The organism is Streptomyces sp. NPDC054047 (genome assembly GCF_055585065.1).
This window is the reverse complement of the sequence record NZ_JBVJKV010000017.1, coordinates 68,113-92,008: the sequence shown is the minus strand read 5'-3', so window position 1 is coordinate 92,008 and position 23,896 is coordinate 68,113. Positions and strand designations below refer to the sequence as shown.

The following is a 23,896-nucleotide window of genomic DNA, read 5'->3' as shown; positions in this document are numbered from 1 at the left end:
CTGCATGAGTGAGGACGGAGTTCAGCTCTCGCATGGCATGCATGTGGTTCACGACGGCTCGCAGCAGGCGCCGCCCCTGCTGCTCATTCACGGATCGGGGGCCTCGGGCGCCTCCTGGATCCCGATGATCCCTGCGCTCGCCGACCGTCATCGCGTCATCCGGATCGACCTACCCGGATGCGGCCAGTCCCCTGCCCCGGCGTCGTACGACGTGCCCGAGCAGGCCGGTCGGGTGGCGGCGCTGCTCGACGATCTCGGCCTTCGCCGGGTCGCCGTGGTCGGACACTCCAGCGGCGGCTACCTGGGCACCGCGCTCGCCGAACAGCGTCCCGACCTGGTCGGGTCACTCTCGCTGATCAGCACAGGACCGAGCCTCGACGCGTTGCTTCCGCAGCCGTTGCTCCTTCGGCTCCTGTTGGGCCCGCCGCTGGGCCGGCTCATCTGGTCGATGCGCTCGGATGCGTGGATCCGCAGTGGGATCAGGGCAGTCACCGCTCGGCCGGTGGACGTGCCGGACGACTTGGTCGCCGGGGTTCGGAGCATCACGTACGCCGCGTTCCAGGCGGTGCTCCGGCAGTACACCGCATACGTCGCCGAGCGGAGCGTGCCCGAGCGTCTCGCGGCCCTCGATGTGCCGGTGCTCGCGGTCTTCGGTGCTGCGGACCCTCGCTGGGAGCCGTCGTCGGTGCATCAGTACGACGCGGTGCCCGACGCGCGGGTCGAGGTGCTGCCGGGTGTGGGGCACATGCCACTGCTCGAAGCGCCCGATACGACCAGCAAGCTGTTGCTGAGCTTCACGGCCACGGGCGCTGACACCCCGTCGCCCGAGGCCTAGGCTGGCCGAATGCCGTCGACCGACACGACACCACTCGACTGGGCGCTGTTCGACATCGCCGTCCCGCGCCCGTCGGATCGACTGCCCGGGGTCAGCATGGCCGGGTTCCGCTATCGGGTCCCCACGCCCACGGACATCTCCATGGTCGCGCACCCCTCCGTCACTCTGTTCTTCGATCTGAGCGAGGGAACAGGACTCGTCTACGACGCGCAGGGCCGGCCGGGGCGCGGCAGTGTCGTCGTCGGGCTCCTGCCCGGTCAGGTTCGGGCGGGCGTCCGCACGGGCGAGTGTCTCCAGATCCGCCTTGAGCCGGTCGTGGCGGCCGCGGTGCTCGGCGCGTCGGCCGAGCTCAGCGGGACGGTGGTGTCCCTGGAAGACGTCTGGGGCCGCGAGGCCGGGCGCGCCGAGGGCAGGCTGCGTGCCGCCGGGACGTGGGACGAACGGTTCGCGATCGCGGTGGACCTCCTCGGCCGACGGCTGAGCGCTCGCCCACCGGTTGCTCCGGAGGTCGCCCACAGCTGGCGGCGGACGCTCACCAGCCGGGGGCGCATGCGGGTCGAGGACTTGGCGGATGAGGTCGGCTGGAGTCGCAAGCGCCTGTCGGCCCGCTTCCGCTCCCAGCTGGGCATCACGCCCAAACGCGCCGCCCGCCTGGTGCGGTTCGACCACGCCGCGCACCTTCTCGCCGCGGGGCGCCCCGCGGCGAGCGTCGCCACCGAGAGCGGCTACGTCGACCAGTCCCACCTGCACCACGAGGTCAAGGAGTTCACCGGTCTCACGCCTGCGGCCGTGGCCGCGGCGCCGTGGCTCGAAGTCGACGACGTCGCGTGGCCCGGCTCCTCGCCCGGAGCACTGGTGGCCCCTGCGTCAGCTGCGTCAGCCTGAGCAGCCACGGTTCTGTGCTTCCTCCCGCTCGTGCTTGGCGCAGCGTGCGCGCCTTGGGGCAGCGTGTCGCGCCCCGGGAGGCCTCCGCGAACTCGGTGGGCCCGGCGCGTGCGTGCCGGATCGCTGGAAGGCCGGCATGACCTCCTTGACGAGCAGCTCCAGGGACGCGCACTGGCCGCGCAGCCTCTCGACGACTTCGTCCCACGGCTCAATCGATGCGGGTCATGGTCGACTTGTAGCCTCCTCCGCCCGGGTAGACCCACTCGCTGTCCATGGTGTCGCCGGCGGCGTTGAAAGTGCCGCGCATATAGGCGGGGGATCCCTTCGCGCCGCCCCAGATGGTCAGGGTGGTGCCGTCGATCTCGTAGACGTAGTCGAGCGTGTTCCCCTGGTTGTCGTAGAACCGGGACCACACGTCCTCACTGGGCCCCGCATCCCCCGCGAACGGGTTGAAGAGGTGCCCGATGACTTCCAAGCCGCGGATGTCCAGGCCGTCTTGGTGCAGGTCGACGTGCTGGAGAAGGAAGAACTTCCCGGCCGCCCACTCATAGGTCACCGTGCCTTCGACACCGCCGCTGACCCGCCAGGTGCCGACCAGGCAGTCCAGCGCCCGCACCTTCGCACTCGGCTCGGAGGGTGTGGGCGGCGGTGTGTGGTTCTCGGTCATCGTGGTCCCCTGGGTGTGGAAGTGATGTTGTCCGTGTAGACCGCCTGGAGCGCAGGAACTCATCGCTGCCGCTGAAGGAGAGGCGCCCGCCGGTTCGGAGCGCTGTCCACCCCTCAAGAGGCGGAGTGGCACAGGCGCTTGCTCCTACAGCTGCTGTCCAGTCGGCCTCTCTCCCAGCCGCCAAGGAACGCGGCTGGATTGTCGTGTCAGGGCCGCTGTCCGGGCTGCGTAGAGGTGATGCCAGGCAGCTCTGACACGATGACGCAATGTTCGATTTCGGTATCGCGGGCTACCAGCCGCAGTGGCTGAGCCGCAGCGATGACGTCGTGCGGGAGCACGCGGATCGGGTGCGGGGCCTTGTCGGCCGGACTCTGACGAGGGTCTGGGCGGTCTGGGACCGTCAGGACGACGCATGGTTCTGTGACTGCCCGGTCCTGCTCGACTTCGAGGGCGAGCAGGTCGAGATCAACCATCACAAGTTCGACGATCTCTCCCTCACGTGGAACACGATCGACCCCGGTGTCCCGCCCCGGTGGCCCGACTTCGACCTGCAGTGGCGTGCCGAGCCTCTTCCACAACTGCACGCTCTGCGGGGTCTCCCCCTCACCAGGGTCGATCTGCTCGATTGGGGAGGCCGAGGTCAGGCTTGGGTGAACGCCGACATCAGCTTCGTCTTCGCGACGGGGCGAGTGACCGTCTTCAATGCGATGGATGAGAACGGGCTCAGCTTCACCCCGCCTGATCCGCGTCAGCGGTGCCGTCCGCTGCACTGAATCCGCTGCGCTGAAGGGTCCCTGCCCTGTAGGCCAGGCGGGCCGGGCGAGCGGTGGGGCGGCAGGAGAGCGTGAGGGTCGGGGCGATCAGTAGAAGCGGCGGACGAAGACGTCCGACTTGCCGTTGGTGTCGCCGGGCACGATGTCGTCGGCCGTGGAATGGAAGACCACGTCGCGCCCCCCGGCGCTGACCGCGTCGGTCCCGGCCGAGGCGGGCTGGTTCGAGACGATCTCGTCGGTGCCCGTCTCCAGGTCGCGCAGCGTGAGCGACGGTCCGCTCGTGTCGTGCGGGGCGTACAGCAGATAGCGTCCGGTGGGATCGATGGCCACGCCCCGCACGTTCGGCACCAACTGGTCGGTGCCCGCGGCCTCGTCGTGGACGTAGGTGTCGGAGCCCGAGAGGTACACGACCTTGCTGCCGTCCTTGCTGAACTGGACGAGTGTGGCCGCCTTGGACGGGCCCTCGATCGGGCCGGAGGAGGTGCCGTCGGTCCGGTCCCACACGAAGATGTCCTCCGCCTGGCCGTCCTGGTAGGCGACGAAGCGGCCGTCGCCGCTGATGGACGGACGGGCCGAGGCGGTGTGTTCGTACTCGGCGATGGTCTCCGTGGTGTTGGCGCGCCAGTCCCGTACCTCGATGCGCTGCCGGGACGGCGGTCGATTGGAGGTGGCGACCTGGGCGATGTAGCGGGCGTCCGCGCTCAGCGACGGCTGGCTGCAGCTGAGGCCCGGGCAGTAGATGCCGATCGTGCCTTCCGACTTCACCTGGGACAGGAATGTCTTCGTGTCTCGTTGTATCAGCCCCCAATGGGCGATGTATTGCCCGTCACCGCTGATCACCGGGCGCTGGATCGGAGGGGCGCTGGTGCTCATCCGCATGGTCTGGCTCGTCCGCTGATCGCGGACGAACACTTTTTCATACGTCATCGGGTAGCCGTCTGTGAGGTTCTTCGCCCACGACGAGAAGGCGATACGCCGGCCGTCGGTCGTGATCGTGGCGCCGACGGAGTCGCCGTCGCCCTGGGTGCCGTCGGGCGCGACACTGATCCGCTCGACCCCGGCTCCGCTGTCGCTCACGGCCCCCGCCGCAGGCATCGGCGCGGCCGAAGCGACCCCAGGCAGCGCCGTCGTGACCGCGCAGACCACAACCGTGGCGCTTAAGGCGGCCCGCACACGTCTGATGGCGCTCCGGTTCGTGCTTCCCCTCATTTTCCCCCCAGATACAGGACATGGCCCTTCTCCCCGGTTCCCCACCGGAGGGCCACAAGCATGCAACCGCGACGGCGCTGTGGGGTCAATGCGTCGCATGACTATCGAGAGGCACGGTTCCGGTCAAGTGAAAGCGGTCGGCTTCGCAACGTACGGGGCCACAGGGCCCGCTGAGACGCAGGGTGCGAAGACCCAGCAAGGATGTGGCGGTCTCTAGCCTCGACCGCGGATCATCGACAGCAACAGCCCGTGCGTCTCGGCGTCCGCGGCCGCGACGAGTCCCCGGCCTGCCTGCCCGATCGGAGCGCCGTCGACTCCGGTGACGACGCAGCCGGCGGCCTGGCACAGAGCGATGCCGGCGGCGAAGTGCACGCTCTCGGTCAGGTCACCGCCGTCGGTGACGTATGCGGCGCGCTTGCCGGCCGCGACCCAGGCCAACGCCAGTGTCGTGGACACGACCCGCGGTCGGAAGCGTTCGATGAATCCGGGGTGGGCGAGCAGGTCCACCGCCCGGAAGCCCGGTGCGCTCGGGAAGGGCGGATCGAGGTTCACGTCCACCAGCTGGGTGGCTGCCGTCGGTGCCAGTGGCGTGTCGCTCCCGTCGCGTCGCACCCAAGCGGTCCCGCCGTCGGTGAAGAAGACCTCGCCGCTGAACGGATCGGCCACCGCGGCCGGTCCGTTGCGCAGGGCTACGTTGACGGCGACCAGCATGTTCCCGACGGCATAGTTGAGCGTGCCGCACAGGGGGTCCACCAACCACTGGCGAACCGCGTCGGCCCCACCCTGCTGCCCGCCCTCCTCGCCGTGCACCGCGTCGCCGGGGCGGGCGGATCGCAGGACGCCGAGGATCGCCTTCTCAGCCGCCACATCGGCATCGGTGGCGAAGTCCCCGGCGCCCTTGTCGATGCGGGTCAGCCGCTTTCCGTACCTGGCGCGCACGGCCTCCGCACCGGCCCGCACCGCGGCCATCGCAACCTCGGCATCGTCAGGAATCGCCTCTGCATTGATCACGGCGTGCAGAGTATCGGGGCCGCGCATTCCGCCGTAAGCCGTAAGCAGAGCCAGACCTCCGCCGCCGGTCACCGCGGCCGGTCACCGCCGCCGGTCACTGCGGTTGTCCGACGAGGCATGCGTTCGTGGCTCCAGAAGTCCCATGAAACGGTGAGGAGTTCACGTGAAACGTGTTCGGCCGAATGCCGTCTGTTCACGGGTGGGTCGACGCCCATAGCCTGTGCGACCTTCGCGCTCTGGGAGGTCTTGTGAACGGTCTCCGTGCGGTCCTTGTCTGCCTTGTGCTCGCGTGTGCCGCGGTGGCGTCACCGGCCGGGGCCGTTACGCCGACCTCAGCTGCGGCCTCAGCTGCGGCTTCGGCCACGGCTTCGGCCGCTTCGTCGGCCGCTTCATCGGCCGCGGCGGTGAAGCCGAGTTGGTCGTCACTGCCGGTGCCGCCAGCGACGGCCCCGCCGGTCACGGTGTCCGATCTCGCCGCCCGCGGGCCGGGCGCGGCATGGGCGACGGGGTACGAGCACGCCGCCGATGGGCTGCGGCCGATGCTGTACCGGTGGGACGGAACCGCCTGGAGCCGGGACACCACCTTCCCCGGCGCCGGTGAGCTGGGCTGGCTCGGCAAGGTGCAGTTCGTCGGCGAGGAGGTGTGGATCTTCCACAATCGCGCGGGGGCGGGCGAGATCCTGCGCCGGTCGGCGGGAGGGTGGAGCGCCCTCCCGCTGCCGCAGGCCCTGTGGACCTACCAGGACTTCACGGCGGTACCGGGTGCCGCCTGGGTGGTCGGTGAGGACGACACCGGGCTGAAGGTGTTGCACTACGACGGTTCCGGCTGGACCACGCAGTCCGCCCCCGACGAGATGCGGTATCTGATGGGGATCACCGCGCGCACGGCCACCGACGCCTGGGCCTGGGGGGACACCGACACCGGCACCACCATCCTGCGCTGGGACGGCACGGGGTGGCGGGACGCGAAGGTGGCGCTGCCGGCGAACAGCAACGTGCACACGCTCCTGCTCGAACCGTCCGGCCGGGTCACGATCGGCGGCAGCCAGTACACCGACGGCGTGGCCCGCACCTACCTGATGACCTTCAACGGGCGTACCTGGCGCATCACTTACCCGCCACTGGGCGACACCCACACCGAGGCCATGGTGCGCGGCCCGGACGGCGCGCTGTGGCTGCCGGTGCGCAGCGACCGAGCGTTCCAGTCGAAGTACGCGCGGGTGGACGGCCCCCGCACCACCTTCTCCTACGGACCGGAGCGCACGAACGCGATCGACGTCAAACCGCGTGCACTGGCGCGGGCCGGGTCCTCACTGCTGTCCTTCGGGACCGTCGAGATCTACGGCTCGAGACCCAATCTGATGAGCGAACGGCTGGGAGGCTGACCATGGCACGCAGACTTCTCGTCGCGGCCCTGGCTTTCGCGATGGCTTTCCTGGCCGTCATGGCCTCGGCCGCGGCGGAATCCCCGTCCTGGCAGCACGTTCCGGTTCCGGCTCAGGTACGCCCCCAGGCCGGGCTCAACGAAGCCGTGGCGTTCGGGCCCGACCGGGCGTGGGCGGTGGGCACCGATGCCGTCGGTCGCGAGGCGCCGGGCTTTCCGCTGATGCTGCGGTGGAACGGAACCGCGTGGCAGCGCCAGAGTCTGCCCGGGGCCGAGTGGCAGGGAGAGCTGCTGTCCATCGCCGCGACCTCCCCGACCGCGATCTGGGCGGTGGGCCGCGACTCGGCGGGCGGCGCCCGCCTGCTGCGCCGCGACGGCGACGCCTGGCGCGAGAGCCGGCCGCCGCGCGGTGTCGTGCTCACCAAAGCCGTCGCCGGCAGCGGTGAGACCTGGCTGATCGGTTCGCGGGACGGTGCGCAGGTGCTGCTGCGCTGGGACGGACGCGGCTGGCGGGACGTGCCGGTGCCGCCGGGATGGGTGTACGGGCTGCACATTCTGGCGGCGGACGATGTCTGGGCCGCGGGCGACACCACCTCGGGTGCGGCCGTGTCGCACTGGGACGGGCAGGCGTGGCAGCAGACGATCGTGCAGGGGTTCCCGCGGTCGGCCGTGAGCAGCGTGCTGGCCGTCTCGCCGACGGAGGTGTGGGCGGGTGGCACGGAGGGGTTCGTCGGCGGCCCGCCCGGCCGGCCGATTCCGCCCCTGCTGGTCCGCTTCGACGGACACCAGTGGAATCGAGTGAGCGTGCCCACCAACTTCGGCTCGATCAGCTCGCTGACGCCCACTACGTCCGGTGCGCTGGGCTGGGTCGCGGTGGCCCGCTCGCAGAAGTGGGGCCCGCCGGGCAGCTACCCGCCGCTTGTCCCCGGGCCGGATTTCCTCGCCTGGAACGGCCAGTCGTTCACCGAGTACAGCGAACCGACGGTGGCCGGGGAGGGCGAATCCTGGGTGCTGCGCCTTGCCCCGGTGCCGGGCACGGCAACGGTGTGGTCGGTCGGCCGGGCCGACGGCCCTCAGGGCACCTTCGCTCCGCGCATCCTGCGCTTCGGCTGACAAGACGGACGGGGTTTCACCGGGCGAGGTGGGCTCGAAGGAGTGCGCGACGACAGCGGCGCACAGAGCCCGGCGCTCGGTGGCCGGGCGCTGCGGTTGTCACCAAGAAGGCATTCGTCGCCGGCATCGGGGCACTCGGCCCCGTACGTCAACTCGCAGGCATGGAAGCAGAGATGAGAGTGATGACATGTCCTTCTCCAACCAGGCCCAGACGTCGAACGGCTACGCGCAGACCCACCCGGGCACGGGGGGACAGCGCAGCAACGGGCTGGCGATCGCCGCGCTCGTTCTCGGCATCGCAGCGATCCTTCTCTTCTGGACCGTCATCGGCGGAGCCCTGTTGGGGCTGCTGGCAGTGATTCTCGGCATCATCGGCGCGCGCAAGGCACGCGGGGGCCGGGCGCCGCACGGCATGATGTCGATCATCGGCGCGATACTCGGTGCGCTGGGGCTCATCGCATCCGGCGTGATCATCGCGATCGGCGCGTCGATCCTCAACTCCGACGAGTTCGACAACTTCGACGACTGCGTCAAGCAGGCCAAGACGCAGAGTGAACGCGACGCGTGCGCGCGGGACTTCGACAAGGACATCAACAACTGAGGCCTCAGCAGGTGGCCGAGACGACGTGGCGGCGCCCCAACGCTTGACACCTCCAGAGACAGCTCTAAATTTAGAGAGCTCTCTAAGTTCTGGCGATGGGGTGTGCGCGTATGCAGACGGGCAACGGAGGGCTGCGTGAGCAGCACAAGGCCGAGCGGCGGGGCCGGATCCTCGACGCGACGCGCGCACTCCTGCGCGAAGACCCGGAATCGGTGATCAGCACCGAGCGGATCGCCGAGCGGGCGGAGGTCGCCCCGGCCACCGTGTACAACCTGATCGGACCGCGCGACAAGATCTGGGAGGCCCTCGCCGGCGGGTTCATGGACGAACTCGAGCGCCGCCTGGCGGCGCTGGAAGCCAGTGGCCCGCGGGAAGTTGTCAGGGTGACCGTCCAGTTGTTCGTGGACGATCCGGTCGTGTCACGTCGCATGGTGCGGGAGTGGGAGCAGAGCGGCCTCGTGCTGGACCGCAGTCCGCTCACCCAACTCCGCCGGGCGATGGCCGACGCGCGAACGCAGGGCCTGCTGCGCGCCGACATCGACACCGACGGGCTGGCCGGCATGGTCGGCACCTCGTGCGTGGGCGCGCTGCACCAGTGGGTCGCCGCTCTGATCGATGACGCCCGCTTCCTCGCGCGCGCCCTGTTCGCGCTGGACGTCGCACTCGCCGCGGCGGCCGCGGATCCTTGCCGCGATCAGCTGCTGGCGCCGCTGCGAACCCGAGGCGCGGCATGACGGCCCGCGCAGGCGCGCTGCCGCAGCGCCGAGACTTCGTCGGTCATGACGGGATCCCGCTCACGGCGGATGTGTGGGGTGAGGCGTCCGCTCCCCCGCTCGTCCTGTTGCACGGCGGCGGCCAGACGCGACATGCCTGGGGCCGGACCGGCCCTCGACTGGCCAGGCTGGGGTGGCGGGTCATCGCACCGGACCTGCGCGGGCACGGCACCAGCGGATGGTCCGCCGACGGTGACTACGACCTCGATCTGTTCGCCCAGGACGTCCGGGCGCTCGTCGCCGAACTAGGCAACGAACCGGTGCTCGTCGGCGCCTCGCTCGGCGGCCTGAGTTCACTGCTCGCGGCCGGGGAAGCACCCCGGGCGGCGATTCGTGCTCTGGTACTTGTCGATGTCGCCCATCGACCGGATCCGCGCGGTGTTCGCCGGATCGTCACGTTCATGCGCGGCCGGCCGGACGGTTTCACCAGCGTCGGGGAAGCTGCCGCGGCGGTGGCCGCCTACCTGCCGCATCGCCCCCGCCCGGACGCCCTTGCAGGGATACGGAACAACCTGCGCCGCAGCGGCGACCACTGGGTCTGGCACTGGGACCCGCGGATGCTGGACAGCTTCGAGGGCCGGATGGACCCGCCCGGCATGGCGGAGCGCCTCCTGGACGCCGCGCGTCACGCCGATGTGCCGATCCTGCTCGTCCGCGGCGGCATCAGCGATGTGGTGCGCGAAGACATCGCCGAGCAGTTCTGTGACCGGGTTCCCAAGGCGCGGCGCGTCGACGTGGCCGACGCCGGGCACATGGTGGCCGGCGATCGCAACGACCACTTCATCGATGCGATCGTCCCGTTCCTGGAAGGAATCGAGGGGATGGAAGAGATGGATGGGATGGAAGGGATCGAGCGATCCTGAGCCGCAGCCGGAATCGGGCGCACGCGGGGCGCCTTCGGCGTCACTTCATGATGCGTCGTCGCCCTTGTAGAAGGCCGCGGTGTTCACGGCCTGCTGGTGCGCTCGATCGGTGTCGGCCCCTGATGCGACATGCGCCATACGCCAGGACTCCGCCGCCTGGTCGATGAACACCCGGCCGTCGTCCGATGCGTTGAACGCGGCGATCTCGTCGTGGACAGCCGCTGAGTCCTGGTCGAGGTGCTGGGACAGCGCCAGGAACGCGCTGTCCCAGCCGATGCCGACAGCGCTGGGGCCGTAGGTGCCCCAGTGGTCGTTGTCGGGGACGACGTGGCGGAGCGTCAGGCGAGTGCCGGTTTCCTCGGGCGTCAGAGTGACCTCGAGAGTGCTCTTGTCATCGCCCATCTCCCAGGTGACACGCAAGGCGTGCGGTTCATCGCAGCGCTGGATCGTGCCGGCGGTGCCGCTGTCCGTCAGCTCGTAGCGGCCGCCCTGCTCCAGCCGGCCCTTGACCGGTTCGAACCAGCGCGCCAGCCGTTCGGGGCTGGTGATGGCTTCCCACAGGTCCGCCGCGCTGGTCGCGAAGACCCTCTCCAGCTGGACGCCGTGGTCGCTGCCGCTCGAGTGCACGGCGCGGATCACGTTGTTGATCTGGTCAGCGAAGTTCATGTTGTTCCTTCGGGTTGTCCGCGACGTGCTTGCCGCGTGCCACTTCCGTTTCGAGCGCGGACAGCGCCTGTGACCAGAGTCCGCGGAACTGCCGCAGCCATGCGTCGATCTCGCGGAGCCCTGTCGGATCGACCGCGTACAGCCGTCGCGCGCCCTCGGCGCGACAGTGCACGAGGCCGGCGGCCCGCAGCACACGCAGGTGGCGGGAGGCCGCCGGCTGGCTGATGCCGAACTCCTGCGTCACGCGTGCGGATATGCGCCCTGCGGGCTGTTCTCCGGCGGCGAGCAGCTCCAGGACACGGCGGCGCACCGGGTCGGCAAGCGCCTCAATGGGTATCACGAGCAAGTTATATAACCCAGTGGTTAAGTAAGGCCAGTGGGACGCCTCTGGACGGCGGCAGGGGCGGTGTGCGAGCGGCACCGGTCACACCCGGGCCGGCCGACGCGCGATGGCCTTGCCGGGTCCTCTTGCGGCAGCTTCGCGGCCGTCAGCTGTGCGATGGTGTTGCGCACGATCGACTCGTCGCCCTTCACCAGGGAGGGCCCGCCCGGCGCGTACGTCACGTCGGTCGAGCAGACAGGAACGGCGTGCCGCAGCCGGTGGGCTGCGGCACGCCGTGGCATGTCCAACGGGCCGCAGCCCCGCGCCGGTACGGGCGCGGGGCTGCGGCGGTGAGGTCAGCGGTGGTGGTGTCCGCGGCCCCAGGACTCGCGGTCCAGGACGTGGCCGCGCGCGTCGCGGAGCGTGGCGGTGTCGCGGTTGTTGTCCCACATGTAGTCGCGGCGGTCCTGGTACACGTGGTGGCGCATGTCGCGCCCGTAACCCGTGTGGACCTTGACGCTGGAGCGGCCGTCAAGGCGCAGGCGATCGAAGCGGTAGCGGTTGCCCTGCTTGTCGGTCAGGGTGTAGCCCCGCAGGTTCACGGCGTGGCGGGAGAGGTTCTTCACTTCCACCCACTCGGCGTTGCGGCTGCGGTTGGAGCCGTCGTCGTGGCCGGGACTGTTGTACTGCACCTTGCCGATGACGACGGACGACCGGTGCCGTCCCCCGTCTCCGTCGGCAGCGGCGGCCGGCAGGGCGCCGGCCCCCAGGACGACGCCGGACGCCAGGAGCGCGGCGGCGATGCGGCGGATGTCACGTGCAGCGGACATGAGTGCCCCCTCAGGAACATGCCCAGAACCCCAGAACGCAGGACACTGAACGATGCGGGTTTCCCGGCGTGTTGCCGAGAGACCACACTGTGGACCGCCGCGGCGCCGTGCGGGGGCGGACAGAAGGGCGTTACGGGATGCGGACATTTCCGCAACCCTCGCCTGTATCCGGCACGTACTGGAATAGGAGCATTTTCAGAAGTTGCTGCATATGCCAACAGCCCTGTGCCCATCTGACAACAAGCGGTTGCCGCCCCCGGCCCCTCCCCCTCACCCGCGCCCGTCCCCCGGGCCGGCGTCCGGTAACAGCCCTCCGCCCCCGGGAATCGCACGCGAGCATCACACCTGCTCTGACATGCGATTTCCCAGCCGGGAAGCCCGGTTCTGCTCGGAGCTTTTCCGATGGCCCTGCGTCAGGCGCGCCCGTCGTGGCCGGTCGGCAGCCACGCCCCACTGACGGTGTGTGCGACCGCTGTTAGCCTGCGCCCATGATCAAGGGGAGATCGTCTGACCGAAGCCGAATAGCGCGCATAGCGGGCACCAACAGGTCAGAGCGTGTACTGATCCTGGCCAGCTTCGTGAACCGCGTCGGCAACGGGCTCTTCAACACGGCGGCGGCGCTCTACTTCACGTTGGTCGTGGATCTCCCGGCAGTACAGGTGGGCGCCGCCCTCACGATCGCCGGCTTGATCGGCCTCCTCGCAGGGATACCCGGCGGGCACTTGGCCGATCGACGCGGGCCGCGCACGATCATGATGCTCGCGCTGGCGGTTCAAGCCGTGGCGATGTCCGCTCTCGTGCTGGTCGACAGCTGGGCCGCCCTCACCGTCATCGCCACCGTGGACCAGCTTGCCGCGGCCGCAGGCGGCGCGGCCTGGGGAGCCCTCGTGGTCCGGGTCGGCACCGACCGCCCCGCGGCGTTCAGGGCCAAGCTCCGCACCTACGTCAATCTGGGCGTCGTCCTGGGGACCGTGGGCGCCGGATTCGCGGTGACAGCCAATACCCGTACCGCCTACTTCGTGCTGATCCTCGGCAACGCGGCCAGCTTCGCCCTGTGCGCCCTCCTGCTGTTCCTGCTCCCCAACTACCGGGCCGTGGAGCCGCCTTCGCGGCAGGAGCGCCGCTGGATCGCTCTCACCGACCGCCCGTTCGTGACCTTCACCGCCCTCTTCGGTGCGATGGGGCTGCAATACCCGGCGGTGTCCCTGCTGCTGCCGATCTGGATCTCAGAGCACACGGACGCACCGCGCTGGACCGTGGCGGCGGTATCCACGATCAATGCCGGAGTCTGCGTCCTGCTGCAGAGCAGGATCGGATCCCGCATCGAAACCCCTGTCGACGGCGGCAAGGCGTTCCGCACGGCAGGACTTCTCTTCCTCCTCAGCTGCCCGATGATGGCCCTGAGCGCGCACACTCCCGTGTGGGCGGCCGCGGGCCTCGTGGTCGCAGCGATCTTCGTCCACAGCCTCGGGGAGATCTGGGAGTCCTCGGCCGGCTTCGCCCTCGGCTTCGGCCTGGCCCCCGACCATGCCCAAGGCCAGTACCAAGGGCTCCTAGGGCTCGGCTTCAGCGCGGGCCAGGCGCTCGCCCCCGCCATCCTCACCACCGTCGTACTCGGCCTCGGCACGGCCGGCTGGCTGCTCCTCGGCGTGTTCTTCGCCGCTGTGGGCGCCGCCGGCCCCGCACTTGAACGCTGGGGCACGCGAACCAGGCCTCGGCAGGAAACCGCGGCTGCGGAACCCAGCGCGGAGTCGGACCAGGCGCGCGCATGACCGCGGCAGGCACGATGGCAGAGTCGGCCAGGGTCAGCAGACCGGCCGAGCAGGAGGAACAGTGTCCTTCAGGAAGCCGGTCAGCAGGTCGGTGACGGCCGAGGGACGCTCCAGACTGGGCAGATGACCTGCCCAGGGCAGTTCGACGTGATCGGCGTTCGCGAGCAGATCCGGCAGCCGGGCAGCGATCTGCCGGAAGTCGGCCAGGTCATGGGCGCCCGACACGGCAAGGCAGGGCGCCTGAATTGCCGCCAGATCCATTGCGGCCTCGATGGGCTCGAACTCCTCAGCGGCAGCCATCTGGAGCTCGAAGGCGCGCCGCTGCATCTGGCGTACCGCATCGCGGGCGGTCTCGTCGGCGTCCGGGCCCAGCCACGTTTCGACCATCAGTTCCGTCGCGCCGGCGACATCGTCCGCTTCGAGCAGTGCGTCCTCGCGCTCGCCGAGTGCGTTCAGCTCGTCAGAAGGCTCATGTCCGGGAAGGGCGGAGCAGATCAACGCAAGCGCGTTCACCCTGTCCGGCCACCGCGCGGCGATCTCCAGCGCGACCTGTCCACCGTACGAGGACCCCACCAGTGCCGCCTGCGCGATGCCAAGCCCGTTCAGCAGGGCCAGCACATCCTCGGCATCACTGTGCGGCCGGTCCGGCGCGGGAGTCCCGCCGAAGCCCCGAAAATCACAGCGCACCAGCCGGTAACCGGCGTCGATCAAGGCCGGCCACTGAGCGTCCCACATCCGCCGGTCGCACACCCCGGAATGCAGGAGCACCAGGGCAGGGCCATCGCCGGCCACGTCATGAGAGAGCGTCATCCAAGAGATCCTATACAGCGCCTACTTGCCCTCCCCCAGGCTCGTTCGTTCGCGGCCGATGGCCGGCCGGCCGGTCGCCTTTTGACGGCGGGCTGCGTGTACTGCTTGCGGCTGCACCTGCGGTTGGGCCTGCCGTCGGGTCGAAGCACCCGGATCAGGAGCGCTGCCCCATCGAAACTGGAGACGGTCCGTTTCGCCGCTCAACAGCACAGGACCGGGACGCGCTGCACGAGGTTGTTTCCGAAGCCTCCTCGGTTCCAGGACTGTTCGAGGGGCTGGGTGTGGCCGTCGGCATCGGAGGCTCGGACGGTGAGGATGTGGCGGCCCGCAGCCGCGGTCCAGGTGGTGTGCCAGGCCTGCCATCCCCAGCGGTGCGGGCCGCGGGGAGCGACTTCCGCGTCGGTCCAGCTGCGGCCGTCGTCGGCGCTGACCTCGACCCGGGCGACCGGCCCGTACCCCGACCAGGCGCGCCCCTCCAGCTCCACGGGTCCGGGGCACACGATCCGCACCCGTGACATGAAGTCCGGGAAGCCGGGCGGGATCAGCAGGGCGCGCGGGGCGATCCGGGTGACGGGCTCGCCGGGCTCGTCGGGGGACTGCCGGATGCGGTACGCCACGGTCTGCTGGAAGCCGGTGAACGGAGCGTCGACCAGTTCGACGTCACGGAGCCATTTGACGTGCGCCATGCCGTACCAGCCGGGGACCACAAGGCGCAGCGGGTAGCCGTGCTGGGGCGGCAACGGGCCGCCGTTCATCGCGTACGCGAGCAGTACGTCCCCACCCACGGGGAGCGGCAAGCTGCGCCGGTAGTCCTGCTCGACGCCGCGCTCGACCCCGTGGTCCGCGCCCGTGAACACGGCCTCGATCGCGCTGTCCTCGACCCCCGCCTCGGCGAGCACCGTCCGCAGCGGTACGCCCGTCCAGTCGGCGGTGCCCACCGCCTCCACCAGCCAGGGCTGACTGACGGGGCGCGGGCTCAGCCGGGCACGCCCGTTTCCCGCGCACTCCATCGTGACCCGGTGGGTGACGGCCGGAAGCGCCTGCAGGTCGGCGAGCCCCAGTTCCACGGGGGTGCGAACCCGTCCGCCGACGGAGAGCCGCCAGGTGTCCGCGTCGGCCGCGGGGATGTCGTAGTGGACCAGCACATAGTGGAGGCCGAGCGGCGTGACGTCGTAGCGCAGGGCCTCCAGCGGCAGGCCGTGATTGCGTGCCGCGAGCGCCAGCTCTTCCTCGCTGATGGCCTCGTCGGCGGCAGCGACGCGTGGCGGTGTGCTGACATCACCGAGGGATGTCTGCTCCATACCTCCATGGTCCCTCGCGCGGCTCACCCCCGCGCGGGCGTGACGCCCCTCGCCCCTGTGTCAGTCATGTCCGTCACGGCGGGCGGCCTCGCGGCTGAAGCAGCTGAGGCAATGAAGCCGCGAGGTGTTCGTGGCGCTGACGTGACACGGGCGGCGACGAGGAATGTGCCGGCGTGCGGACACGCCGCGCCCTGAGTGGGAGGCTGGAAGCGTCCGGCTGCCGCCGCGCGGGTGTGGTGACAGCCGGGGCGCGAGGGGCCGGGCTCCCCCTCGATCGGTTCCTCGCGCGAGGTGCCCTCCCAGCGGCGCGAGGCTGCGGGAGTTGCCTCGTCGGCGCGCTCGGAGGGCGGAGGCTGGAGCCGCATTGTCGGTGATGCGGCTCCAGCTGGCCTCGGCGGTCCGTCACGGCTCAAGGGCTGGGAGCCTGGGGTGGGGGCGCAAGCCCAACTTCACCCCGTCCGAGAGTAGAAGGAAAGCCGGGATGATCGGTAGCGTCCGCCGGTCACGCGGCTTGGATCGTCCCCGCGTGGAGAGCGGCCGCGGTGGCATGCAGCGCGGGCCGGGGCCGGGCCTCAGCTGCGCGAGCGGGATCTTGCTCCAGTCGTTCCCGGCCCTCCCCGAGCCCCCTCCCCAGCCCCTCCCCTCGCAGCCCCCTCATCGTCTCCATCCCGCTGCTGGCGCCACCCCGCGTCACACCGACCACCAGCCGGGAGCAAGGCTCAAGTCTCCGTTCCGGTTGGGCGACAACATGCCCCAGTCGGCAGTCAGTTGGGCCTGCGCCGGAGCCCTGCACTCCCGAGGCCTTGACGGAGCGGACGGGACCCGGTGGCGCGGAATCGTCGTTCGCCGCACCGCCCCACCCGCCTCTGCCGGCACCTGAGGTTCGGGGCGGTCGTTACATCGCCAACACATCGGGTTAAGGTCACCATGATGTGTGGGCAGCGGGCCACTCCAGCGGACAGAGCTGGGCCTGGCCGACGTCGGCGTCGCGGCCGCTGCTCACCGATCGACGAGGAAGCCGGAGCAGGGTGCCGCCATGGGAGACAACGTGACGAACATTCCGTCTGCGCCGCCCCCACCTGACGATCAGCCCTCCGCTCAGCAGCTCCCCTCCCTCAGGGCGGAGACGGAGCAGCTGAGAGCCACCACCGAGCAGCTGCGCGAGCAGGTGTCCGAGCTGGAGGTCCAAACGCGAGCGCGCCCCCGGATCGCTCTCGCCGAGGGCGTTCTGGTCGAACGCTACCGTCTGGCGAACGCGGAGGCGGCATTCACGCTACTGCGCCAGGCCTCCCAGCGGGCCAACATCAAGCTGCACCAGCTGGCCGCCGCTGTGTCCCGGACACCCGGGCCCGCGCCGGGTGCCAAGACGTGGTTCAGCAGGCGGTCCCAGCATCCGATACCCGACCTGAGCGCGCTCGAGGGCGGCACGCTCAACGCGACCAACCAGGGCGAGGTACTCGGCGCCGGGCTGCATCGCGTCCTGACCATCACCGGTACGGACATGGGCAACGTACAGCTGGTCGAGGACGGCGTCCTGCGCATGGCGAAGCACGCCGGTCTGCCCCGGCAGTTCACCGACTACTTCGCGTTCGTCGAGGGGAACACCTCCTGTGCTCGCGCCGCGGCCGCCAGCCACCAGGTCACCGTCAAGGAGGTGGCCTCGTCGGCCGGCTTCGACGAGGAGGCGCGCCGTGTGATCCTCACGGCCGGCAGCCGGGCCTGCCACAGCGTCCCGCTCATGGACGACCAGGACACCGTGCACGGGGTCATCTCCTCCCACCACGCCCGCCCCCTGATCGGCTTCACCCAGGCGCAGCTGCAGGACCTGCACACCATCGGTCGCACCCTGGGCATCTGGATCAAGTGGCATCAGCACACCGTCCTCCTCGACGCGCTGGAAGACCTCCACCAACTGGCTCTCGCCTCCCGCCAGTAGCGGCCGGGAGCACGTCGCCGCCACGGAGCCGGGTACGTCGCGGATCACGCCCCGCGCGTTCGTGGACTACCGCCGTCCGATTCCTGGGGGCCAGGCCCGGCGGCGTACGCCAGCGGAGGGGCGATCGCTTGCGCGTCCGCTCCTTCGCCGACCCACAGCGCGATGAACAGCGCAGCGGTCGCTTCCAGGAGCCCTGCGCGTTCGAGACCGCCACCGGCGACGGGTTCGCAGCCCACATCGCGGACCAGCTCGCGTACGCGCACGAGGGCTCCTTCGTCGTCCCCGCAGACCGGCACGGCCAGGGGCCTTCCGTCGAAGACGGGCGGCCGCATGCGCCATACGTCCTCGTGGCAGAGGTTGAAGGCCTTGACCACGTGAGCTCCCGGTGCCGCCGCGGCCAGTTGCCGCGCGGCCGAGCGGCCGCCTTCCGTAAGCAGCCGGAAGCCTGCCCCGACCGGATTCGAGCAGTCGATCAGCACCTTGCCGTCCAGGGCCGCGTGCAGGTCCCGTACGACCTCCGCGCCCACCCCGAAGGGAAGCGCGGCCAGCACCACGTCCTGCCCGGCCTCGGCCGCCGAGCGCAGAGAGCCAGACTCCGTGCCGCCTCCGATGCGCGCGGCAAGCCGCTCGGCCTTTCGCGCGTCCCGCCCCCCGATGGTCACCTCGTGCCCGGCCCGTGCCCAGTGGGTGGCGAGCGCGTCGGCCATGTTCCCCGTGCCCAGTACGCCGATTCTCATCCCGTGCTCCCTCTTCGTTCCTGCTTCGATCGTTCACACCGACGCTAGAGGTCCCAATGGGCACCATTTGGTACGTGGCAACTGACGCCTTCCTCGTCCCTACCTGCCAGGTAATGGCCACGCGGCACGGGAGGGTGGCAACGTGCTCGTCACAGGGGCAGCCGATCACGGCCCGCCCCGCACACAGCTCGAAGGAGCGGCCACCATGGGGAACTTCACCACCGAGGACGGCACTCGCCTGTACTTCAAGGACTGGGGGTCGGGAGTGCCCGTGGTGTTCACTCACAGCTGGTCGCTCAGCAGTGAGATGTGGAACTACCAGATGACGCACCTGGCAGACCAGGGCCTGCGCTGCATCGCGTACGACCGGCGCGGGCACGGCCGCTCCGAACAGCCCTGGGACGGCTACGACTTCGACACACTCTCGGACGACCTGGCAGCCCTGATGGACCACTTGAACCTGACGGAGGTCACCCTGGTCGGCCACTCCACCGGCACCGGCGAGATCGCCCGCTATCTGACCCGGCACGGTTCGGAGAGGGTGGCCAAGGTCGTCCTGGTCTCGACCCTGACTCCGCTGCTGCGACAGAGCGAGGAATATCCGGAGGGCGTGCCCGGCAGCGTCTTCGACGACATGCGCACCCAGATCGGCCGGGATCTGCCCGGCTGGGTCGATGCGATCGCGGGACCGTTCTTCGGCGAGGGCACGCCCGGAGTCGCGCTCTCGCAGTCGCTGGTGGACTGGTCGGTGTGGGACACCCGCGCGGTCTCCGTGCGGGCCATGCTGGCCCTGAGCCGCACCATGTCCGAGACGGACTTCCGTGAGGAGCTGGCCCACGTCACCGTCCCCACCTTGGTCATCCACGGCGGCGCCGACTCCTTCAACCCCGTCGAGCTGTGCGGACGGGGCACGGCGAAGCTGATTCCCGGCAGCGTGCTCAAGGTGTACGACGACGGCCCGCACGGCCTGCACCTGACCCACATGGGCCAACTCGGCGCCGACCTCCTGGAGTTCATCACCCAGCCGGCGGAGTAGGGGACTCCGGCCCCGGCGCCCGGTGCTGCGGGATCAAGTCCGTCTCGGACCGCATGATGTGGGCCAACTGGCCTTATGGTTTTGCCTCGCGCGGCGGAGTGCCGGATGCGCGGTGTTCCCTGGAACCTGGAAGGGCTGGACATGCTGCACCGGTTGCTCTATCGAGGCCCGTCACTGGAAATCCTGCACGAGGAGTACGCGAAGAAGGGGCGACTGGACGAGGGGGCGCCGATCTCCGGGTCGTACGAGGTCCGCATCCAGGCCCCTGTCGCGCGGGTGTGGAGCCTGCTGAGCGAGCCCGCCAACTGGGGAAGCATCGACCCCGCCATCCACGGTGTCACCGTCGAGGGCGGTTCGGGCGGGGCCGAGGTGGATGCCCGGTTCACATGGGTGAGCGGCAGGAACCGGATCAAGTCCCGCTTCGCGGTGGTCGATCCCGGCCGCGAGATCGTGTGGACCGGACTCGCGGCGGGCGCAAAGGCCGTCCACCGGCATGTGCTGGAAGCGGCCGATGACGGCACGACCTTGGTCCGCACGGAAGAGTCGATGGGCGGCCCGTTCCTCGTCCTGTTCTTCTCCGACGCGAAACTGCACACGGTCCTGGAGAAGTGGCTCACGGGACTCAAGAAGGCGGCCGAAGCGTGAGAATCGCCAAGCCGGGGCCGGTATCGGCCCGCAAGTGGACGCCCGTCACCATCGCCAACGCCGCGTTGGCTCTCGCTCTGGAGGGCGGGGTCCTGGCGGCACTGTTCTTCTGGGGCCTGGGCATCGGTACGGGTACCTTCACCGGCGTCGTCATCGGCGTCGGGAGTGCGACTCTGGCGGGGGTGGTGTGGGGGCTGTTCCTCGCCGCGGGCGGGCCGAGGTTCCCGCTGCCGGTCGGGCCGGAGATCACCGTCAAGCTGACGGTCTTCACCGTGGCCGCGCTGGCCCTGTTCGACTCCGGGCACGGCACGCTGGGTTTGGTCTTTGGGGGCCTCGCGCTTCTGAGTGTCGCGGTGGAGTACACCGCGGTGGGCCCGCCGCCGGAGCTCGCTCCGATGTCTCCCGGTGCCTCCGACTGAAGCTGAGGATGCGGTTCTGCCGCGGCGACCGGTCTTCAGCCGACGGCATGTGAGGAGGCTGGGCATGGAGGCCTCTCCCGCAGCTGTTGAGCGACCCGCAGGCTTCCCGGGCCGCCGACACAGGGGCGAACTGCTGTTGAGAGACTCCAGTCATGGGATCTTGGGGAACCTTGGGGCCGGCGCTGTTGTCTCTCGCAGGTGTGGCGCTCGGCGCGGGTGGGTCGCTGATCGGCCAGTACCTCGTGTCTCGGGCGAGCACCCGGCAGCTCGAGGTGCAGGAGTCAGCCGCGCACCGCGCCGAACTAAAGGACGCGGTTCTGAAGTTCCTGAGCGTGGCCTCGCGGGTGGAGAAGGCGGCGCTCACGCGCTCGGACGGTGGCGGCGCGCCGGCCGGTGACGAGCTCGCGCAGCTTGTCGATGAACTCTGGCTCGCACAGGCGGAGATCGACCTGGCTGCCAGAAACGAGCCCCTGCGGGGCGCTACTTATCGTTATGCGTTCCGCCTTGCGGAGACGGCCCGGGGCGAGGTGACCGACGTGGCCGCGCTGCGAGGGCCGCAGGCGCAGTTCATGGACGCCGCGTACGACGACATGTGGCCCGGCCGGCGACGGGCAGCTGGGAGTCCCGCGGTGCCTCGGTGAGAAGAGGCAGCCCGCTCGACAAGGGCCGAGGCTACAGCCGGTCGGTGCGGGATGATCCAGGCAGCGCAGATGCTCGGGTAACTGCTTCCTCGGCCTTCGGCGGCCAGTGCTGGAGCAACGCCTTCACTCCGTGCGCGGCTCCAGCGATCCGGGCGCCCTGGGAGGGGTCGCTACTGCGCTGCCGGTACACCACGTCCAGCTTCAGGACCGCGGCAGCCAACACCTCCAACTGCACCAGCCGGACGAGGATTTGGGCACGGGCGTCCTCGCTCCGGCTCGCGGCGATCACCAGGGCCCGCCACTGGAGGTCCTTCAGCTTTTCCTCCAGCTCCGACCCATCGACGAAGTCGCCGTCGCTGATCGCGCGGCAACGCCGGATCGCTGTGCACCCCTGGAGTATCCGAAGCGCCAGCTCGCCCTCCGGGCCGTCCAGGTCCCGCCGCGTCACGTAACTGTGGTGCATGCGGCGCAGCACCTCCTTCTTGGAGGTGAGCCGCGCACCACCGCCTTCCCCCGGCTTGGCACGGTGTCGTTCCACAGCGGCGCGCCCTCGAAGGGCTCTCCGCGTCCGAACTTGACCCGGTGCAGATGCGTCCAGCGCTCATGGCGCAGGCGCGGTTCGATCATCACCGGATCGTCGTCCGGGCGCCGGTCGTAGCCCGGCAGATACAGCTCCACCAACTCTTCGAGCGCCGCCCCCGACTCGGCGACCGCGCTCCGCACCGACGGATCGGCGTCCTGCACCTCGGGCTCGCTCCGGCGCGTCGGGGAAACGGTGACGACTTCTCCGTCCAGGCACGTCAGCACGTCGTTCGTCAGCAACCGGGCCGCCGCCGACAGCTCCCGCGCCCGTACGGCATCCGGATGCTCGGCCGCCGCCTCCAACAGCCCTGCGGCCATCCGCCGCAGCCCCGGGTCAGCTCCTCGACCCGCGCGTCAACATCCCGCTCACCCATGCGTTCGCCCTGCTTTCGCTGCGGTCAGTGTGCCAGGGGCGGACACCGCGCCGCCGCGCCGCCCTCGGCTCACCCCGTTGCCACCCCGTACGACTCACCCGTCGAGGCACCTACGTTCAGGCGCTCGGCACCTGGACCGGCCTGGCCAACACCTGGTCCAGGACCTCGGTGAGGAACCGCACCGAATCCGTCGCCGACACCGTGACGCGCATCGCGACGATCCCGTCCGGACGGACGAGCAGCGCCCCTTCGTCGGGGAGCCACGGGACCGCGACACGATGCGCGGGGAGTTCGAGGTCCGCCGCGGCGGTCAGCCAACGGTCGCCGGCGACGCCCGCCAGCAGGGTCCACCGGGACGCCACCAGATCAAGCGTGGAAACCCCGTCGATCCACGCGTGGGGCACTCGTGAACCCGGCGACCCGTCGAGCACCAGGTCTACGGTGGACGGGAGGTCCGGCCGCGGCTCGACGACGGCGGCCGAGTCGTACCTCTGGCCGAGGTGCACGACCGGCGCCGCCCACACCCCCGCCGCCGCCCTGGCGGCATCGGCCTCGGGTCCGCGTCCCCAGTGCAGCGCCGGGTCGGCAAACCTGCGCATCGCCTGGTCCAGTGTCGCCGCAGCGACCGGTTCCCGTTCCTGCGCGTAGGTGTCGAGCAGCCCGGCACCGGCCTCGCCGCGGTGCACGGCGGCCAGCTTCCACGCCAGGTTGTGCGCGTCGGCGACCCCGGTGTTGAGGCCGAACGCGCCCAGGGGCGAGACGGTGTGCGCGGCGTCGCCCACGAGGAACACGCGGCCGACGGCGAAGCTTTCGGCCGCTGCGCTGCGGGGGCGCCACGAGAGCACGCTGCGCACCTCGACGTCGAGGTGGGGGTCGCCGACCGCCAACCGGACGACGGCGGCGCAGCGTTCGTGCGTGAAGTCCTCGGGTCGTTCACCGGCGTCGACGTCACAGGGGACGTGAAAGACCCAGTTGGTCTCGCCGTCCACGGTGGCCAACAGGCCCGTTGCCTGGGGCGCGGTGATGGTGCAGGTGGCGAAGGACATGCCTCGCAGGTGCGGTCGGAGGTCGGCGCGAAACAGGATGTTGATCATCGACTTGCCCAGGTCGCCCGGACCGGAAGTGCCCACGCCGAGTGCGGTCCGCACGGTGCTGTGCGTGCCGTCGGCGGCGACGACGCGCGTACACCGCAGCGAGTAGCGGCCGTCGGGCCCCTCCAGTTCGGCGTCGACCCCGTCGGCGTCCTGCGCGATGCCGGTCAGGCGGGTCGACCAGCGCAGGTCCGCTCCGCGGCGTGCCAGGTCCGCCGCCACGACGGCGTCGAGCCGGTCCTGGGCGCAGACGCCGCGCAGTCTGAACGGCGTCACATCCAGTTCGTCGGCGGGCGGGGCCGGCATGGGCACGGTCATGACGTCGCCCGCGCCCATCTCGACGACGGTCCGCGCCACCGCCTTGCCCGCGGCGCCCCGGAGATCGACCGCGGCGGCGTCGACGGCGGTGTCGAGCCCGAGTTCGCGCAGGACCTCGACGGTGCGCGGTCCGATGCCGGTGGCACGTGGGTGCACCGACGGTCCGGACCGGCGTTCGACGAGCACCGCGGGGACGCCGTGGTGGGTGAGCAGCGCCGCGGTGAGCAGGCCGACGCTGCCGCCTCCGACCACGAGCACAGGAGCAGGAACAGGCGCGGGGACCGGCGCAGGCACCGGCACAG

The 23,896-nt window shown here is 70.3% G+C and carries 26 protein-coding genes; 14 read left to right on the top strand and 12 right to left on the bottom strand.

Annotated elements, in window-relative coordinates:
- The first annotated feature begins 4 nt into the window (after positions 1–4).
- Both ACZ6ZP_RS40490 and ACZ6ZP_RS40485 read left to right on the top strand, forming a co-directional pair.
- Entirely contained in the window at positions 5–835 is an 831-nt protein-coding gene (locus ACZ6ZP_RS40490; protein WP_351168037.1) for an alpha/beta fold hydrolase, read from the top strand.
- Positions 836–844: 9 nt separating this feature from the next.
- Positions 845–1,720 carry a helix-turn-helix domain-containing protein gene (locus ACZ6ZP_RS40485; protein WP_366463242.1) on the top strand — a complete coding sequence of 292 codons (876 nt, stop codon included), beginning with the start codon at positions 845–847 and terminating at the stop codon, positions 1,718–1,720.
- A gap of 208 nt (positions 1,721–1,928) precedes the next feature.
- On the opposite strand, the gene ACZ6ZP_RS40480 is transcribed toward ACZ6ZP_RS40485, so the two are convergent.
- Positions 1,929–2,387: a hypothetical protein gene (locus ACZ6ZP_RS40480; RefSeq protein ID WP_351168041.1), complete on the bottom strand. Its 459-nt coding sequence runs from the start codon at positions 2,385–2,387 to the stop codon at positions 1,929–1,931.
- Positions 2,388–2,653: 266 nt separating this feature from the next.
- On the opposite strand from ACZ6ZP_RS40480, the gene ACZ6ZP_RS40475 reads away from it, so the two are divergent.
- On the top strand, positions 2,654–3,160 hold the full coding sequence (locus tag ACZ6ZP_RS40475) for a hypothetical protein (RefSeq protein ID WP_361471126.1): 507 nt from the start codon (positions 2,654–2,656) through the stop codon (positions 3,158–3,160).
- Positions 3,161–3,247: 87 nt separating this feature from the next.
- Here ACZ6ZP_RS40475 and ACZ6ZP_RS40470 read toward each other — a convergent pair whose 3' ends face one another.
- Positions 3,248–4,237 (bottom strand): TolB-like translocation protein, encoded by a 990-nt coding sequence (locus ACZ6ZP_RS40470; RefSeq protein WP_361471128.1) that lies wholly within the window; start codon positions 4,235–4,237, stop codon positions 3,248–3,250.
- A gap of 345 nt (positions 4,238–4,582) precedes the next feature.
- Entirely contained in the window at positions 4,583–5,407 is an 825-nt protein-coding gene (locus tag ACZ6ZP_RS40465) for an inositol monophosphatase family protein (protein ID WP_383822174.1), read from the bottom strand.
- 404 nt (positions 5,408–5,811) lie between these two features.
- On the opposite strand from ACZ6ZP_RS40465, the gene ACZ6ZP_RS40460 reads away from it, so the two are divergent.
- The 5 genes from ACZ6ZP_RS40460 (at position 5,812) to ACZ6ZP_RS40440 (ending at position 10,114) form a co-directional block, all read left to right on the top strand.
- Positions 5,812–6,765: a hypothetical protein gene (locus ACZ6ZP_RS40460; protein ID WP_361471132.1), complete on the top strand. Its 954-nt coding sequence runs from the start codon at positions 5,812–5,814 to the stop codon at positions 6,763–6,765.
- 2 nt (positions 6,766–6,767) lie between these two features.
- Positions 6,768–7,877 (top strand): beta propeller repeat protein, encoded by a 1,110-nt coding sequence (locus ACZ6ZP_RS40455; protein WP_469410386.1) that lies wholly within the window; start codon positions 6,768–6,770, stop codon positions 7,875–7,877.
- A gap of 187 nt (positions 7,878–8,064) precedes the next feature.
- The gene (locus tag ACZ6ZP_RS40450; RefSeq protein WP_361471136.1) at positions 8,065–8,478 is read left to right on the top strand and encodes a DUF4190 domain-containing protein; all 414 of its coding nucleotides are present in this window, start codon (positions 8,065–8,067) and stop codon (positions 8,476–8,478) included.
- Positions 8,479–8,588: 110 nt separating this feature from the next.
- Positions 8,589–9,212, top strand: coding sequence for a TetR/AcrR family transcriptional regulator (locus tag ACZ6ZP_RS40445; RefSeq protein WP_469410385.1), 624 nt, complete (start codon positions 8,589–8,591; stop codon positions 9,210–9,212).
- A complete protein-coding gene (locus ACZ6ZP_RS40440; RefSeq protein ID WP_469410384.1) occupies positions 9,209–10,114 on the top strand; it encodes an alpha/beta fold hydrolase in 906 nt (301 codons plus the stop codon). The genes ACZ6ZP_RS40445 and ACZ6ZP_RS40440 overlap by 4 nt, the downstream gene beginning before the upstream one ends.
- Positions 10,115–10,159: 45 nt before the next feature.
- On the opposite strand, the gene ACZ6ZP_RS40435 is transcribed toward ACZ6ZP_RS40440, so the two are convergent.
- From ACZ6ZP_RS40435 to ACZ6ZP_RS40425, 3 genes are all read right to left on the bottom strand, one after another.
- Entirely contained in the window at positions 10,160–10,780 is a 621-nt protein-coding gene (locus ACZ6ZP_RS40435; protein ID WP_469410383.1) for an SRPBCC family protein, read from the bottom strand.
- Positions 10,767–11,120, bottom strand: a complete 354-nt coding sequence (locus tag ACZ6ZP_RS40430) for an ArsR/SmtB family transcription factor (protein WP_366463236.1) — start codon at positions 11,118–11,120, stop codon at positions 10,767–10,769. The genes ACZ6ZP_RS40435 and ACZ6ZP_RS40430 overlap by 14 nt, the downstream gene beginning before the upstream one ends.
- A 338-nt stretch (positions 11,121–11,458) precedes the next feature.
- Positions 11,459–11,932, bottom strand: coding sequence for a lamin tail domain-containing protein (locus ACZ6ZP_RS40425; RefSeq protein WP_351168065.1), 474 nt, complete (start codon positions 11,930–11,932; stop codon positions 11,459–11,461).
- 488 nt (positions 11,933–12,420) lie between these two features.
- On the opposite strand from ACZ6ZP_RS40425, the gene ACZ6ZP_RS40420 reads away from it, so the two are divergent.
- Complete coding sequence (locus ACZ6ZP_RS40420) at positions 12,421–13,704, top strand: MFS transporter (RefSeq protein ID WP_383822143.1); 1,284 nt, start codon at positions 12,421–12,423, stop codon at positions 13,702–13,704.
- 33 nt (positions 13,705–13,737) lie between these two features.
- On the opposite strand, the gene ACZ6ZP_RS40415 is transcribed toward ACZ6ZP_RS40420, so the two are convergent.
- Both ACZ6ZP_RS40415 and ACZ6ZP_RS40410 read right to left on the bottom strand, forming a co-directional pair.
- Complete coding sequence (locus tag ACZ6ZP_RS40415; RefSeq protein WP_366465095.1) at positions 13,738–14,514, bottom strand: alpha/beta fold hydrolase; 777 nt, start codon at positions 14,512–14,514, stop codon at positions 13,738–13,740.
- Between the two features lie 200 nt (positions 14,515–14,714).
- Positions 14,715–15,815, bottom strand: a complete 1,101-nt coding sequence (locus ACZ6ZP_RS40410; RefSeq protein ID WP_366465094.1) for a sulfite oxidase — start codon at positions 15,813–15,815, stop codon at positions 14,715–14,717.
- A gap of 1,036 nt (positions 15,816–16,851) precedes the next feature.
- Here ACZ6ZP_RS40410 and ACZ6ZP_RS40405 point away from each other — a divergent pair.
- Positions 16,852–17,751: an ANTAR domain-containing protein gene (locus tag ACZ6ZP_RS40405; protein WP_351168073.1), complete on the top strand. Its 900-nt coding sequence runs from the start codon at positions 16,852–16,854 to the stop codon at positions 17,749–17,751.
- A 44-nt stretch (positions 17,752–17,795) separates the two neighbouring features.
- Here the strand turns inward: ACZ6ZP_RS40405 and ACZ6ZP_RS40400 are convergent, their stop codons facing one another.
- Positions 17,796–18,488, bottom strand: coding sequence for an NADPH-dependent F420 reductase (locus tag ACZ6ZP_RS40400; RefSeq protein ID WP_366465093.1), 693 nt, complete (start codon positions 18,486–18,488; stop codon positions 17,796–17,798).
- Positions 18,489–18,693: 205 nt separating this feature from the next.
- Here ACZ6ZP_RS40400 and ACZ6ZP_RS40395 point away from each other — a divergent pair, with 205 nt between their 5' ends.
- From ACZ6ZP_RS40395 to ACZ6ZP_RS40380, 4 genes are all read left to right on the top strand, one after another.
- Positions 18,694–19,524, top strand: coding sequence for an alpha/beta fold hydrolase (locus ACZ6ZP_RS40395; protein WP_366465092.1), 831 nt, complete (start codon positions 18,694–18,696; stop codon positions 19,522–19,524).
- A 105-nt stretch (positions 19,525–19,629) separates the two neighbouring features.
- On the top strand, positions 19,630–20,169 hold the full coding sequence (locus ACZ6ZP_RS40390) for an SRPBCC family protein (RefSeq protein WP_469410382.1): 540 nt from the start codon (positions 19,630–19,632) through the stop codon (positions 20,167–20,169).
- Entirely contained in the window at positions 20,166–20,588 is a 423-nt protein-coding gene (locus ACZ6ZP_RS40385; RefSeq protein WP_469410381.1) for a YrdB family protein, read from the top strand. The genes ACZ6ZP_RS40390 and ACZ6ZP_RS40385 overlap by 4 nt, the downstream gene beginning before the upstream one ends.
- 152 nt (positions 20,589–20,740) lie before the next feature.
- The gene (locus ACZ6ZP_RS40380; RefSeq protein ID WP_366465089.1) at positions 20,741–21,229 is read left to right on the top strand and encodes a hypothetical protein; all 489 of its coding nucleotides are present in this window, start codon (positions 20,741–20,743) and stop codon (positions 21,227–21,229) included.
- 31 nt (positions 21,230–21,260) lie between these two features.
- Here ACZ6ZP_RS40380 and ACZ6ZP_RS40375 read toward each other — a convergent pair whose 3' ends face one another.
- The 3 genes from ACZ6ZP_RS40375 to ACZ6ZP_RS40365 form a co-directional block, all read right to left on the bottom strand.
- Positions 21,261–21,692 (bottom strand): hypothetical protein, encoded by a 432-nt coding sequence (locus tag ACZ6ZP_RS40375; RefSeq protein WP_469410380.1) that lies wholly within the window; start codon positions 21,690–21,692, stop codon positions 21,261–21,263.
- On the bottom strand, positions 21,674–22,129 hold the full coding sequence (locus ACZ6ZP_RS40370; protein ID WP_469410379.1) for a hypothetical protein: 456 nt from the start codon (positions 22,127–22,129) through the stop codon (positions 21,674–21,676). The genes ACZ6ZP_RS40375 and ACZ6ZP_RS40370 overlap by 19 nt, the downstream gene beginning before the upstream one ends.
- Positions 22,130–22,301: 172 nt before the next feature.
- Positions 22,302–23,852: an FAD-dependent monooxygenase gene (locus ACZ6ZP_RS40365; protein ID WP_366465087.1), complete on the bottom strand. Its 1,551-nt coding sequence runs from the start codon at positions 23,850–23,852 to the stop codon at positions 22,302–22,304.
- Positions 23,853–23,896 lie beyond the last annotated feature (44 nt).

Coding starts and splice junctions, on each gene's coding strand:
- ACZ6ZP_RS40490 (WP_351168037.1), top strand. CDS start 5: ATGAGTGAGGACGGAGTTCAGCTCTCGCATGGCATGCATGTGGTTCAC.
- ACZ6ZP_RS40435 (WP_469410383.1), bottom strand. CDS start 10,780: ATGAACTTCGCTGACCAGATCAACAACGTGATCCGCGCCGTGCACTCG.
- ACZ6ZP_RS40485 (WP_366463242.1), top strand. CDS start 845: ATGCCGTCGACCGACACGACACCACTCGACTGGGCGCTGTTCGACATC.
- ACZ6ZP_RS40395 (WP_366465092.1), top strand. CDS start 18,694: ATGGGGAACTTCACCACCGAGGACGGCACTCGCCTGTACTTCAAGGAC.
- ACZ6ZP_RS40450 (WP_361471136.1), top strand. CDS start 8,065: ATGTCCTTCTCCAACCAGGCCCAGACGTCGAACGGCTACGCGCAGACC.
- ACZ6ZP_RS40420 (WP_383822143.1), top strand. CDS start 12,421: ATGATCAAGGGGAGATCGTCTGACCGAAGCCGAATAGCGCGCATAGCG.
- ACZ6ZP_RS40415 (WP_366465095.1), bottom strand. CDS start 14,514: ATGACGCTCTCTCATGACGTGGCCGGCGATGGCCCTGCCCTGGTGCTC.
- ACZ6ZP_RS40410 (WP_366465094.1), bottom strand. CDS start 15,815: ATGGAGCAGACATCCCTCGGTGATGTCAGCACACCGCCACGCGTCGCT.
- ACZ6ZP_RS40455 (WP_469410386.1), top strand. CDS start 6,768: ATGGCACGCAGACTTCTCGTCGCGGCCCTGGCTTTCGCGATGGCTTTC.
- ACZ6ZP_RS40445 (WP_469410385.1), top strand. CDS start 8,589: ATGCAGACGGGCAACGGAGGGCTGCGTGAGCAGCACAAGGCCGAGCGG.
- ACZ6ZP_RS40425 (WP_351168065.1), bottom strand. CDS start 11,932: ATGTCCGCTGCACGTGACATCCGCCGCATCGCCGCCGCGCTCCTGGCG.
- ACZ6ZP_RS40465 (WP_383822174.1), bottom strand. CDS start 5,407: ATGCGCGGCCCCGATACTCTGCACGCCGTGATCAATGCAGAGGCGATT.
- ACZ6ZP_RS40390 (WP_469410382.1), top strand. CDS start 19,630: ATGCGCGGTGTTCCCTGGAACCTGGAAGGGCTGGACATGCTGCACCGG.
- ACZ6ZP_RS40380 (WP_366465089.1), top strand. CDS start 20,741: ATGGGATCTTGGGGAACCTTGGGGCCGGCGCTGTTGTCTCTCGCAGGT.
- ACZ6ZP_RS40440 (WP_469410384.1), top strand. CDS start 9,209: ATGACGGCCCGCGCAGGCGCGCTGCCGCAGCGCCGAGACTTCGTCGGT.
- ACZ6ZP_RS40370 (WP_469410379.1), bottom strand. CDS start 22,129: ATGGCCGCAGGGCTGTTGGAGGCGGCGGCCGAGCATCCGGATGCCGTA.
- ACZ6ZP_RS40400 (WP_366465093.1), bottom strand. CDS start 18,488: ATGAGAATCGGCGTACTGGGCACGGGGAACATGGCCGACGCGCTCGCC.
- ACZ6ZP_RS40405 (WP_351168073.1), top strand. CDS start 16,852: ATGGGAGACAACGTGACGAACATTCCGTCTGCGCCGCCCCCACCTGAC.
- ACZ6ZP_RS40375 (WP_469410380.1), bottom strand. CDS start 21,692: ATGCACCACAGTTACGTGACGCGGCGGGACCTGGACGGCCCGGAGGGC.
- ACZ6ZP_RS40475 (WP_361471126.1), top strand. CDS start 2,654: ATGTTCGATTTCGGTATCGCGGGCTACCAGCCGCAGTGGCTGAGCCGC.
- ACZ6ZP_RS40480 (WP_351168041.1), bottom strand. CDS start 2,387: ATGACCGAGAACCACACACCGCCGCCCACACCCTCCGAGCCGAGTGCG.